This window comes from Kitasatospora sp. NPDC004289, assembly GCF_053602875.1.
Genome location: NZ_JBSGEL010000131.1, coordinates 1 through 12,014 on the forward strand (window position 1 = coordinate 1; position 12,014 = coordinate 12,014).

Genomic DNA, 12,014 nt, shown 5'->3' on the forward strand with positions numbered 1-12,014 from the left:
CCCGCCAGTGAGCGGCTCGGGGTGACTGCCAAGTACTCCATACGAAACACGATCGAAAAGGCCGTCGACGGATGGCTTGAGCACAGGCGAGCGGGCGGGCCAGCCGGGCGCCGAGCAGGCCGCCGAGGGAGGGCAGCGCGAAGGCGAGGCCGTACTGCCAGGGGGCGAAGCCGAGCTGACCGAGCATCAGCACGGCGAGCAGCGGTTCGGTGGCGGTGACCAGCCCGTTGAAGAGGGCGGTGTGCAGCAGCAGCGGCCGCAGCACCGGGTCGGCGAGGATCAGCCGCCAGCCGTCGAACAGTTCCCGCCGCCGCCCGGCCCCGGTCCCAGCCGCTGCCCTCAGCTCCACCCTCGGCTCCGCCCCGGGCCCTGGACGTCCCGACGCCGCGAGCCCCAGCGCCGAGAGCAGGTAGCTCACCGCATCGGCCGTCACCGTCGCGACCGGCCCCAGCAGCCCGGCCAGCACTCCGCCGAGCGGCGGGCCGATCGCCGTAGCCGTCCAGGAAGCCGCCTCCAGACGGGAGTTGGCGGCCAGCAGCTCGCCACCCGGGAGCAGCTCGCGCAGGTACGCGCCGGAGGCCGCGCGGAAGGTGGTCTCGGCCGCCGCCAGCAGCGCCGCGACGGCCAGCAGCCAGGGCAGGGTGAGCAGGCCGAGCGCGTACCCGGCGGGGACGGTCAGCAGCGCGCCGCACCGCACCAGGTCCGCGGCCACCAGGACCGGCCGCCTGCGCCGGTGCTCCGCCCACGCCCCGAGCGGCAGCGCCGCCGCGGCTCCGGTCAGCGCGGCCGCCGAGGAGAGCAGGGCGACCTCGGCCGGGCCGGCGTGCAGCACCCCGACCGCGATCGCCGGGAAGGCGCCGAAGGCCAGCCAGGTGCCGAGCGCGCTCGCGCCGTACGCACCCAGGAACCACCCGAACCGACGCCCCATCAGCTCGCACCCTCCCCCGGCCCGCCACAACCGGCAGGCGACCTCCGGCATCAAATCTCTCGGGATCCTCGGAGTTCAAACAACGATCCGGCCACCAGCCACAACCACAGGTTGTTCCCGTACAGTGGCGGACCATGGACCTCGACACCGTCCGGACCTTCGTGGCCGCCGCCGACTCCGGCCGGTTCCAGGAGGCCGCCGACGAGCTGACGCTCACCCAGCAGGCCGTCTCCAAACGGATCGCCGCACTGGAGCGCAGCCTCGGCGTGCGGCTGTTCACCCGCACCCCGCGCGGCGCGGAGCTGACCATCGACGGCCGGGCCTTCCTCCCGCACGCCCGCGAGCTGCTGCGCGCCGCCGAGCGCGCGCTGGCCTCCGTCCGCACCGGCCACCGGGCGCTGCGGATCGACGTGCTGAACTCGCGCGGCGCGGGCTCCGGTCTGATGCGCGGCTTCCACGAGACGCACCCGGAGACCGAGTTGGACGTGCTGATGCTGCTGGACGTCGAGCAGGCGGTGGCCGCGCTCCGCTCGGGGGCGCTCGACGGGTCGTTCCGCGCGGTGGCCGCGCCCGGGCACCCGCTGCCCGAGGAGCTCCGCTCCGTCCGGGTGCTGGACGAGCCGCTGCACCTGCTCACCGGCCCGGACCACGCGCTGGCCCGCGCCAGGTCCGTGACGCTCGCCGAGCTGGCCGCGCACCGGATCTGGATGCCGGGCCTGCTGCCCGGCAGCGAGTGGGCCGCCTACTACGCGGAGCTGACCGCGGAGTTCGGCCTCACCATCGAGGCGACCGGCCCCAACTTCGGCTCCGACGCCCTCCTCGACACCATCGCCGACACCCCGGCGCTGGCCACCTTCATGGGCGGCCACACCCGCCTGATCTGGCCCGCCGGGCACGACCTGCGCCGCATCCCGGTCACCGACCCGACGCCGGTCTACCCGCACTCCTTCCTCTGGCACCGCGACAACCCGCACCCGGCCCTGGCCGCCCTGCGCACCCACCTCGCCGCCACCGCCCCCGGCCACGACGCCCCGGGCACCTGGACCCCCTCCTGGACGCCGCGCCGCTGACCCGCGCGGCACTGACCCGCCGTCAGACCCCGCGGTCCCCTCGATCCCCGCGGTCCGCCCGGGCCCCGTACCGCAGCCCGTCCAGGAGCAGGTCGAGCAGCCGGCCCACCCGCTCCGCCTGACCGGGGGTGCCGGTGAGCTGGGCGACGCCGGTCAGGCTCAGGCCGACGTCGAAGGCCTCGACGTCCGAGCGCAGCAGCCCCGCCTCGGCCCCGGCCCGCAGCAGCGAGTCGATCGCGCCGCCGAGCCGCTCCAGGGTCTCGGCGAACGGGTCGGCGCCGGAGGCCACGGCGGCGCGCAGCGCGTCCGCCATGCCCTGCTTGGCGGTCAGGTACGCGATGAACCCGTCCATCCACAGCCGCATCGCCCGGTCCGGCGGGTAGGCGTCCAGCAGTTCGGCGGCGCTGTCGCAGACCCGGGCCAGCTCGTTGCGGTAGGCCGCCTCGACCAGTTCCTCCCGACGGGGGAAGTGGCGGTAGAGGGTGCCCGAGCCGACGCCGGCCGCCTTGGCGATGGCGTCGAGCGGCACGTCGGGGCCCTGCTCGGCGAAGGCGCGGACGGCCGCTTCGAGGATGCGCTCCCGGTTGCGGCGGGCGTCGGCCCGCAGGGGGGCGGGCTGGCTCGGCTGGCTCGGCACGGGTGGTTCCTTTCGTCGGGTCATCAGTCTACTTGGACAAACGGGGAGTCCTCCGGTTACCTTCGAATGGAACCGGGGAGTTCCCCGTTTCGCCCCTGCCGCCCCGACCCCGTCCCGCTGGAGGGCCCCATGACCACCACCGAGAAGACCGTCCTGATCACCGGCACCTCCTCCGGCATCGGCCTGGCCGCCGCGCTCGGCGCCGCCCGGGCGGGCTGGACCGTCATCGCCACCATGCGCGACACCGGCAAGGCCGAGCCCCTGCTCAAGGCGGCCGCCGAGGAGGGGCTCGCCGAGCGGATCCGGATCAAGCGCCTGGACGTGGTCGACCCGGCGAGCGTCACCGCCTGCCTGGACGAGGTGATCACCGAGTACGGCCGCCTCGACGCGCTGGTCAACAACGCCGGTGCCGCCGGGGTCGGCACCGTCGAGCAGATGGGCGTGGACGCCGTCCGGGCCACCATGGAGGTCAACTTCTTCGGCGTGGTGACCACCACCCACGCCGCCCTCCCCCACCTGCGCGCCTCCGGCGGCCGGATCGTCACCGTCACCAGTGTCGGCGGCATCGTCGGCCAGCCCTTCAACGAGGCGTACTGCGCGGCCAAGTTCGCGGTCGAGGGCTTCATGGAGTCGCTCGCCCCGGTCGCCGCCACGGTGGGCGTCGGCGTCACCGTGGTCGAACCGGGCGCGGTGGCCAGCGAGTTCGTCGCCAACATCGGGCTGGACGTCCCGGCCGCACTGGCCGCGGCCGGCCCCTACGCGCCCGCCCTCCAGGCCTACCTCGCCCGCACCCAGACCTCCTTCGCCAACGCCCAGTCCCCGGCCGAGGCGGCCGAGCCGATCCTGGCCGCCCTGACCGAGGAGCGGCCGGCCTTCCGCCTGCAGACCTCGCAGTGGGCCCGGGACTTCACCGCGCCCAAGCTGGCCGACCTCGACGGCTCCGCGGTCCAGGACATGACCCGCACCTGGGTGAGCTGACCACAGGACACCACCCCAGCAGCAGCTACGGTGCGGCCATGAGTCCCGACATGACGCCGGATCAGATGCTGCGGGCCGTCAACGCCCTGGAAGCCGCCTGGAAGCAGGACGACCGGGCCCTGACCGCCCTGGCCCGGGGCGGCCAGGGCGAGCCGGCCCTCGCCGTGCTGCTCGCCCGGTACAGCGCCTACGCGCTGGAACTGCTGCTCACCGAGGCCCTGCGCCTGGCCGACCGGCCGCCGGCCGAGCGCGAGTCCCAGCTCGCGACGCTGGAGAAGGGCGTCTCCTCCCGCCTGCTGATCCAGTGGTCCTACCTGCTGGCGAGCTGGGCCAGGACCGTACCCGACACCCCGGCGGGCAACGGCGGCCTGGCCCGCGCCGCCCTCCAGTCGATGACCGCCTTCACCCGCGACGGCGACCCGGGCAACGACGTGCCCGCCCTGCTCGCACACCTTCGGGCGAACGCCACCGCCCGCGCCTGACGGGGCGCTCACCCCGCTCAGCCGAGGGCGCGCAGCAGCTCGTGCGCGCGGCGCTGGCGGTCGAGGAAGACCTCCAGCGCCGCCGCCAACTCCCGCTCCGACGCCAGCGCTTCCGGCACCAGCTCGGCGACCAGCCGCAGATGCCCGCGCTCACGGACCAGGGCCGGCTGCCCGAGGTGGAAGTACCCGGAGTCGGGCTCCAGGTGCAGCGCGAGGTACGGGCCCGCCAGCCCGGCTGCCATCCACTCCTCGTACGCGCCCATCGCCGACCAGACCACCACCGGCCCGCCCGGCGCCGACGCCGACACCAGGCAGACGCTCGGGCGGCCGGCCACGTCGACGGTGCTGGTGGCGTACGGGTCCAGCTCGCGGGGGTGCAGCTCGGGACGGGCCAGAAGGTCGAGGGCGCCCCGGATCAGGGTGGCGAGGTCGGCGGCGATCGGAGGTCTCCTGGGGTTCGGGGCCGGACGCCGCCATCGTAGGCACGGGCGGTGACACCGGCCCCAAGCCCCGTGCCAGGGGCGGTTTTCCGCCATTTCCGCCCCGGAGCGCGCCGGACCTTCGTGTGCGATGAACGTGGAGTTAGAGTGATTTGGTTGCCTAGGGAAACCGATTCACGAGAGCGACCGAGGTGCCCACCATGCAGGTGACCGTTGACCAGGACCGGTGCTGCGGCTCCGGCCAGTGCGTGCTGACCGCCCCCGCCGTCTTCGACCAGAGCGAGGACGACGGCCTGGTGGAGCTGCTGGACCCGGCCCCCGGGCCCGCCGAACGCCCGGCCGTCCGGCTCGCCGCCGCGCTGTGCCCGGGCGGGGCCATCACCCTGACGGACGATCAGGCCTGAGAACGCCCGGCCCCAAGCCGCAGCCCGGCCCCGAGCCGCCGCCCGTCCCCGCCACCCCCGCTGGACCTTGGAAGGAGCGCCGCACCATGAGCATCGACACCCCCGCGCCGCCGCAGGGCCACGCCCGCCCCGCCCCCACCGAGCTGCCCGCGGCCCCCGGCCGCTGCCCCTTCGACCCGCTGCCCGCCTACCGGGACGCCTCCCGCCTCGCCCCCGTCTCCGAGGCCCGCCTCTGGGACGGCACCTCCTGCCACCTGGTGACCGGCTTCCAGGAGATCCGCACCGCCCTCTCCGACCCGCGCTTCAGCGCCGACGCGCGGCACCCGGGCTTCCCCTTCCTCTCCCCCGGCCGGCGGGAGATCACCACCCGCACCACGCCCAGCTTCATCCGCCTCGACGACCCCGAGCACGCCCGCCAACGCCGCATGCTCACGGGCGAGTTCATCATCAAGCGGGTGGAGGCGATGCGTCCCGAGATCCAGCGGATCGTGGACGAGGCGCTGGACCGGATGACCGCCGGCGGCGGTCCGGCCGATCTGGTGGCCGAATTCGCCCTCCCCGTCCCCTCCTTGGTGATCTGCCTGCTGCTCGGCGTCCCGTACCGGGACCACGACTTCTTCCAGCGGCACAGTCGCAGCCTGCTGGACCTGGCCGCCACCCCCGAGGAGGTGACGGCGGCCGTGGACGCGCTGACCGGCTACCTCACCGAACTCGCCGAGGCGAAGGGGCGCACCCCGGACGACAGCCTGATCAGCCGTCTGGTCGCACGCGGCGAGCTCACCACCGCCGAGGCCGCCTCGATGGGCCTGCTCCTGCTGGTGGCCGGGCACGAGACCACCGCGAACATGACCGCGCTCGGTACCCTGGCCCTGCTGCGCAGCCCGGAGCAGGCCGAACGGCTGCGCAGGGAGCCGGAGTTGACCAACAGCGCGGTGGAGGAGCTGTTGCGCTACCTGACCATCGTGCACCACGGGGTGCCCCGGGTGGCGCTGGCCGACGTCCAGCTGGGCGACACCCTGGTCCGGGCCGGCGAGGGCGTGCTCTGCATGCTCTCCACCGCCAACCGGGACGAGGAGCTGTTCACCGGGCCGGACGCCCTGGACATCACCCGGGACGCCCGGCGCCACCTCGCCTTCGGCTTCGGCGTGCACCAGTGCCTGGGCCAGCCGCTGGCCCGGATCGAGCTGCGGATCGCCCTGCCCACCCTGCTGCGCCGCCTGCCCGGTCTGCGGCTGGCGGTCCCCTACGAGGAGCTGGAGTTCCGCAGCTCCTCCGCCGTGCACGGCCTGCGGGAGCTGCCCGTCGCCTGGTGAGCCGTCACCCGCCGTTGCCCGGGCCCGCCTTCCGGCGAGGGCCCGGGCAGCGGCACTCACGCCGAGCGCAGCGCCTCCGTGGGCGAGGCCCGCGCCGCCCGCAGCGCGGGGTAGATCCCCGCAGCCGCGGCCACCGCCACCGCCACCGCGGGCCCGGCGAGCAGGGTGTAGGGCGGGACGGTGGCCGGCCAGCCCTGGGCCAGTGCGTAGCCGTACACGGTGAGGCCGCCCAGCAGCAGGCCACCTACGCCGCCGACGAAGCCGGTCAGTACCGCCTCCAGCAGGAACTGCGCCGCGATCTGGCCGCCGCGCGCGCCCAGCGCCCGCCGCAGTCCGATCTCGCCCCGTCGCTCCATCACGCCCACCACCATGGTGTTGGCGATGCCGACCCCGCCCACCAGCAGCGCCACCGCGGCCAGCGCCAGGACCAGGCCGGTGAGCGCGGAGCGGGTCTCGGCCCGGGCGGCCAGCAGGTCCGAGGGGCGGCTGACCGCCACCGTGGCCGGGCTCGCCGGGTTGGCGCTGGCCGCCGCCACGGCCTGGACCTGCGGGACGCGTTCGGGGTGCGAGCGCAGGTAGACGGTGGCGGCGGTGCCGTCCGCGCCGAGGTGGGCGACCGCCTGCGGCCAGCCGACCAGGGCCGTGGTGGCGAGCTCGGGCGCCAGCTCGTTCGGCGCCAGCACGCCGAGCACGGTGTACCACTGGCCGCCCAGCCAGACCCGCTCGCCCGGGGCCCTCACGCCGAGCCGCTCTGCGGTGCGGTCACCGAGCACGGTGACCGGGAGGTGCTCCGCAGCCGGGTCCAGCCAGCGCCCGCTGCCAAGGGTGGCGTGCAGCACCTCCAGCAGGTTCAGCCGGGCGGCCAACACCGTGATGCTGTTGGTCTGTTGGGGCGGGACCAGGTCGTTGCGGTAGACCTCGGCCCGGGTGGCACCGGTCGCGGTGACCTGCTGGACGGGGCCGATCGCAGCGAGCATCGTCTCGGCGGTGGGCGGCAGCGGCACCGGCCGCTGGTCGCTGCCCTTGCCCGGGGTCACGGTGATCAGGTTGGAGCCGAGCCGGTCCAGCCTGCTCAGCAGGTGCTCCTGGTTGGAGCTGGAGATCCCGGTGACCGCGACCACGGCGGCGATGCCCAGCGCGATGCCGAGCGCGGACAGCGCGGTCCGCAGCCGCCGGGTGCGCGGCCCGATCATGCCGAGCCGGAGCAGGTCGACGGGGCGCAGCCTGACCCGCCGTCGGCCCGGGTCCTGACGGGTCGCCTGACGCGGCTCCCGACGGGGTTCCTGACGGGGCTTCACGCGCCACCTCCGGCCCTCGCGGGCCCGCGTTCGTCGAAGGCGATCCGCCCGTCGTGGATGCCGACCCGCCGGGGGAAGGAGGCGGCCAGCTCGCGGTCATGGGTGATCACCACGACCGTGGTGCCGTCGGCGTTCAGGGTCCGCAGCAGCTCGACCACGCCCTCCCCGGAGGCGCTGTCCAGCGCCCCGGTGGGCTCGTCGGCGAGCAGCAGGGCCGGGCGGCCGACCAACGCCCGGGCGATGGCGACCCGTTGGCGCTCACCGCCGGAGAGCTGGTCCGGGTGGTGGTCCAGCCGGTGGCCGAGGCCGACGGAGCGGAGCGTCTCCACCGCCCGCGCCCGACGCTCGGCCGCCGGGGCGCCCCCGTACAGCAGGCCGGTGGCCACGTTCTCCACCGTGCTGAGCCCGGGCAGCAGGAAGAACTGCTGGAAGACGAAGCCGATCCGGTGCGCCCGCAGCGCGGCCAGCTCGGGCTCGGAGAGCCCGGCCAGGTCGCGGCCCTCGAACCGCAGCCGGCCGGAGCTGGGCCGGTCGAGCGAGCCGAGCAGGGCCAGCAGGGTGGACTTGCCGGAGCCGGACGGGCCGACCACGGCGAGCAGTTCACCGGCCTCGACGCTCAGGTCGACCTCGTGCAGCACCCGCAGCGGCGGAGCGCCCGGGTACTCCTTGACCACACCGGACAGCTCCAGCACGGGATGCGTGAACTCATCCGTCCGGGACGTCACTTGGGGATCACCACCTGGGCACCGGCCGCCACGTCCCCGGTGATCTGGGCCTTGGCGTCGGCGATCAGCCCGAGCTGGACCCGGACCAGCCGGGTGGCGCCGCCCTCGGAGACCCGCACCCCGTAGCCCCCGCCGTCCAGCGCGAGCAGCGCGGTGACGGGGACGATCAGCGCGTGCTCGGCGGTGTCGCCGACCACGCTGACCGTCACCGGCGAGGGCCCGGCCTGCTGGGCCTTCTCCTGGCCGTCCAGCACCAGGGTGGCGGTGGTCTTGGCCCCCGGTCCGTCGGCGCCCCCGCCCGCCTTGTCGTCTCCGCCCGCCGAGCCGCGCACCAGCGAGCGGACCCGGCCGTCGACGGTGGAGCCGTCGGCCAGCCTGATCCGGACCCGCCCGTCGGGCTTGAACCGGGAGACCTGGTTCTCGGCGGGCTGCACGGTGACCACCAGGTCGGTGCGGGTCACGGTCAGGACCGGGCCGCTGCCGAGGGCCGAGCCGAGCTGGGCACCGAGCTGCTGGATGCGCACCGCCTTCTCCGGCAGCATGACCACGCTGCCGAGCGCCACCGTGCCGGTCTCCCTGACGCCCAGTGACTTCTGCCAGCGCTTCACGGCCGTGGCGGTGTCCGGGGTGAACTTCCGGTCGGCGGTCAGGCCGAGCCCCTTGGCGAAGCCGAGGTCGATCAGGTTGCGTTTCAGCTGCTCGACGTCCGGCCCCTCGGGCACCTCCGGCCCCAGGTCCCGCCAGAGCGGGCGCTGACCGGTCATCAGCACCACCGGCTGCCCGTCGCTCTCGTAGAGCCGCTCCCCCGCCCTGACCACCGCGCCGACGGCGGGCAGCGCGGTGAGCACGCCCTTGCCGGCGGCGGCCACCTGCACGGGGGCGTCGTGCACCAGCGTCCCGGTGAGCTGGATGCTGCTGGACAGCGATCCCTGTTCGACCGTCACCAGGTCGAAGGCCACGGCGGCCGGCCCGGCGGCCGCTCCGCCGCGCTCCCACGGCACACCCAGCGCGGCGGCGGTGCCGCCGGCCGCGACCACGGCCACCAGCACCGGGACCACCAGCCGGCGCCGCCCGCGGGCCTCCTCCCCGCGTCCCACGCTCACTCCCCGATCCGGTAGCCGGGCATCGGGAACCGCTCGTCACAGGCCTTGCCCGCCACGCTCCACTTCGTGGCGTCGAACACCGCGCGCGGGATCACCACGATCCCGTCCTTCGGGTCCGGGTCCGGCATGTCGGGGTAGCCGTTCTGCCGCACGCAGGCCACCCACTTGCGGCCCATCTCGACGAACTTGGCCTTGTTCGCCTGCTGCACCTGGTGGATGCCGGGCACCTTCTCGTCGCAGATCCGGGTCGCGGTCTCGTAGCCGTCCGGCAGGCCGGTGTCGGTGCGCGCGGCGGGGAAGCCGATGTTGCCGTCCTTGTCCTGCTCGACACCGGTCTGCCCCTGCTTGTGCATGCAGTCCACCCAGGCCCGGCGGACCTGGTCGTCGTCCTGCGGCTTCGCCCGCCCCGAGCCGCCGGCCCCGGCGACCTCGGGCGCGGCGCTCCCCGACGAGCAGCCGGCCGTCAGCAGCACCGCCACGGCAGCGGCGGCGCCGATCCACCGGACGCCCCTCCTCGAAATGCTCTCCATGTCCACTCTCCCTGGCTGTCTCGGATGACCTCCACCAGGTCTACGGGCCGCGCGGTGAGGCACCGGTGACTGCGCGCCTAACCGGCGGCTAACGCCGGGCCCGGCAGGCTGGGGGCCCAGGGGCCGGAAGCGGGAGAACGGAGCGGGACGGGTCATGCGGGTGCTGATTGTCGAGGACGAACGGGAGCTGGCCGCGATGCTCGCCGAGGGGCTGCGCGGCGAGGGCATGCTCTGCGACGTCGCCCACGACGGCCTGGAGGCGCTGCGGCGGACCGGCGAGGCCGACTACGACGTGGTGATCCTCGACCGCGACCTGCCCGCGCTCGGCGGTGACGCCGTCTGCCGGGCGCTGGCCGCCGCCGGGCACCCGGCCAGGATCCTGATGCTCACCGCCGCCGGCTCGCTCTCCGACCTGGTGGAGGGCCTGGGCCACGGGGCGGACGACTACATGGCCAAGCCCTTCTCCTACCTCGAACTGGTCGCCCGGCTGCGGGCGCTGGGCCGCCGCACGGCCGCCAACCGCGCCCCGCTGGTGCTCAGCCGGCGCGGCGTCAGCCTCGACACCGTTCGGCGGGTGGCCGAACGGGACGGCCGGCCGCTGCAGCTGACGCCGCGTGAGCTCGGCGTGCTGGAGGAGCTGCTGGCCGCCGACGGCGCGCCGGTGGCCACCGAGGACCTGCGGGAGCGGTTGTGGGACACCGCCGTCGACCCGGCCACCACGGCCGTCCGCGTCACGGTGCACGCGCTGCGCCGCAAGCTCGGCGACCCACCGCTGATCGTGCACGACCCCGGCTTCGGGTACCGGCTGTGAAGCGCCCCGGGAGGCCCGGCCGGCTGCCGCTGCGCGGCCGGCTGGCCCTGGTCACCACCGGGGTGTTCGCGGTGCTCGGCTGCGGGATGCTCGCGCTGAACCTGCTGAGCGCCCGTCAGCTCATCCAGGCCAACCGGGACCTGCTGAGGCCGTTGCCCCTGGAGCCCGCGACGCCCGTCCCCTCCCCGGAGACCGGCTTCCCGGCGCCCGAGGGCGGTGTCCCGACGTCCGGGAGCAGCACCCCGGCCGCCCTGACCACCCCGGCCCAGGGCTTCGACGACTTCCGCAACACCATCCTCTCCGACCTGCTGACCCGCTCCCTGCTGCTGCTCGCCGTCTTCACCCTGCTGGCCGCGCTGCTGGCCTGGTGGGCCGGACGCCGCTCGCTGGCCCGCCTGCACCAGGTCACCGCCACCGCCCGCCGGATCAGCGCCGACCGCAGCCTGGACGAGCGGCTCGCGCTGGACGGGCCGTACGACGAGATCCGCGAGCTCGGCGACACCTTCGACGCCATGCTCGACCGGCTGGGCCGCGCCTTCACCGCGCAGCGGCGGTTCACCGCGCTCGCCTCGCACGAGCTGCGCACCCCGCTGACCGTGCAGCGCACCGCGCTGGAGATCCCGCTCGCCCAGGGCCGGGTACCGGACGGCCTGCGACCGGCGGTGGAGCGCGCGCTGGCCGCCAACGCCCGTACCGAGAGCCTGATCTCGGCCCTGCTGACCCTGGCCCGGGGCGAGAGCGGCACCCTGCACCCGCGGCGCACCGACCTGGCCGACGCCGCCTCGGCGGCGGCCCGTGAGCTGGCCGAGGAGGCCGGCGCCGCCGGGGTGGCGCTGACCGTCTCCCCGGACCCGGCGCCGCTGGAGGGCGACCCGGAGCTGCTCCACCAGCTGGTGCTCAACCTGCTGGCCAACGCCGTCCGGCACAACCACCCGGGCGGCACCGCGGAGCTCGGCACCGGATCCGCCGACGGAGCCGCCCTCCTGACGGTCACCAACACCGGGCCGGTGCTCGACCCGGAGGAGGTCCCGGCGCTCTTCACGCCGTTCCACCGAGGCCGGAGCCGTGCCCAGAGCACGGGCGCGGGCACGGGCGCGGGCGCGGGCGGTTCCGGGCTCGGCCTGGCGGTGGTCGAGGCGGTCACCGCCGCGCACGGCGGCACGGTCACCGCCACCGCACGCCCCGGCGGAGGGCTCACCGTCCGTGTGCAGGCCGTTGGGGCATATCTGTCTCACCTCTCGAGCGCCCCACCAGCCCCCACCTGTCTGGAGGTGCGCCCCCTGTCGGGAATCGGC

General features: G+C 75.2%; 14 protein-coding genes. 7 read left to right on the forward strand and 7 right to left on the reverse strand.

Going from position 1 to position 12,014, the window contains the following annotated elements; genetic code table 11:
* Window positions 1–928 (reverse strand): MFS transporter (locus ACWEPF_RS38760; RefSeq protein ID WP_452176353.1); only part of this gene is annotated, 928 nt, incomplete at its 3' end.
* 134 nt (window positions 929–1,062) lie between these two features.
* Between ACWEPF_RS38760 and ACWEPF_RS38765 the strand changes: the two genes are divergently transcribed.
* A complete protein-coding gene (locus ACWEPF_RS38765; protein WP_452176354.1) occupies window positions 1,063–1,998 on the forward strand; it encodes a LysR family transcriptional regulator in 936 nt (311 codons plus the stop codon).
* A 22-nt stretch (window positions 1,999–2,020) separates the two neighbouring features.
* On the opposite strand, the gene ACWEPF_RS38770 is transcribed toward ACWEPF_RS38765, so the two are convergent.
* Window positions 2,021–2,635 (reverse strand): TetR/AcrR family transcriptional regulator, encoded by a 615-nt coding sequence (locus tag ACWEPF_RS38770; RefSeq protein ID WP_452176355.1) that lies wholly within the window; start codon window positions 2,633–2,635, stop codon window positions 2,021–2,023.
* Window positions 2,636–2,764: 129 nt separating this feature from the next.
* Here ACWEPF_RS38770 and ACWEPF_RS38775 point away from each other — a divergent pair, with 129 nt between their 5' ends.
* Window positions 2,765–3,613, forward strand: coding sequence for an SDR family NAD(P)-dependent oxidoreductase (locus ACWEPF_RS38775; RefSeq protein WP_452176356.1), 849 nt, complete (start codon window positions 2,765–2,767; stop codon window positions 3,611–3,613).
* Window positions 3,614–3,651: 38 nt separating this feature from the next.
* Window positions 3,652–4,095 (forward strand): hypothetical protein, encoded by a 444-nt coding sequence (locus tag ACWEPF_RS38780; RefSeq protein ID WP_452176357.1) that lies wholly within the window; start codon window positions 3,652–3,654, stop codon window positions 4,093–4,095.
* A gap of 17 nt (window positions 4,096–4,112) precedes the next feature.
* Here ACWEPF_RS38780 and ACWEPF_RS38785 read toward each other — a convergent pair whose 3' ends face one another.
* Entirely contained in the window at window positions 4,113–4,631 is a 519-nt protein-coding gene (locus ACWEPF_RS38785) for a hypothetical protein (RefSeq protein WP_452176358.1), read from the reverse strand.
* A gap of 104 nt (window positions 4,632–4,735) precedes the next feature.
* Here ACWEPF_RS38785 and ACWEPF_RS38790 point away from each other — a divergent pair, with 104 nt between their 5' ends.
* The gene (locus ACWEPF_RS38790) at window positions 4,736–4,939 is read left to right on the forward strand and encodes a ferredoxin (RefSeq protein WP_345288121.1); all 204 of its coding nucleotides are present in this window, start codon (window positions 4,736–4,738) and stop codon (window positions 4,937–4,939) included.
* A gap of 86 nt (window positions 4,940–5,025) precedes the next feature.
* Window positions 5,026–6,252 (forward strand): cytochrome P450, encoded by a 1,227-nt coding sequence (locus ACWEPF_RS38795; RefSeq protein ID WP_452176359.1) that lies wholly within the window; start codon window positions 5,026–5,028, stop codon window positions 6,250–6,252.
* Between the two features lie 56 nt (window positions 6,253–6,308).
* On the opposite strand, the gene ACWEPF_RS38800 is transcribed toward ACWEPF_RS38795, so the two are convergent.
* Genes ACWEPF_RS38800 through ACWEPF_RS38815 form a run of 4 tightly spaced genes read right to left on the reverse strand, consistent with a single transcriptional unit; the run spans window position 6,309 to window position 9,908 of the window.
* Window positions 6,309–7,550, reverse strand: a complete 1,242-nt coding sequence (locus ACWEPF_RS38800; protein WP_452176360.1) for an ABC transporter permease — start codon at window positions 7,548–7,550, stop codon at window positions 6,309–6,311.
* Window positions 7,547–8,242, reverse strand: coding sequence for an ABC transporter ATP-binding protein (locus ACWEPF_RS38805; RefSeq protein WP_452176361.1), 696 nt, complete (start codon window positions 8,240–8,242; stop codon window positions 7,547–7,549). Before ACWEPF_RS38805 ends, ACWEPF_RS38800 begins: the two co-directional genes overlap by 4 nt.
* Before the next feature lie 29 nt (window positions 8,243–8,271).
* Window positions 8,272–9,372, reverse strand: a complete 1,101-nt coding sequence (locus tag ACWEPF_RS38810; protein WP_452176362.1) for a peptidoglycan-binding protein — start codon at window positions 9,370–9,372, stop codon at window positions 8,272–8,274.
* 2 nt (window positions 9,373–9,374) lie between these two features.
* Complete coding sequence (locus ACWEPF_RS38815; protein WP_452176363.1) at window positions 9,375–9,908, reverse strand: hypothetical protein; 534 nt, start codon at window positions 9,906–9,908, stop codon at window positions 9,375–9,377.
* Between the two features lie 154 nt (window positions 9,909–10,062).
* On the opposite strand from ACWEPF_RS38815, the gene ACWEPF_RS38820 reads away from it, so the two are divergent.
* Both ACWEPF_RS38820 and ACWEPF_RS38825 read left to right on the forward strand, forming a co-directional pair.
* Entirely contained in the window at window positions 10,063–10,719 is a 657-nt protein-coding gene (locus tag ACWEPF_RS38820; RefSeq protein ID WP_452176364.1) for a response regulator transcription factor, read from the forward strand.
* The coding region (locus tag ACWEPF_RS38825) for a sensor histidine kinase (protein WP_452176365.1) at window positions 10,716–12,014 on the forward strand (1,299 nt) is incomplete at its 3' end. The genes ACWEPF_RS38820 and ACWEPF_RS38825, both read left to right, overlap by 4 nt.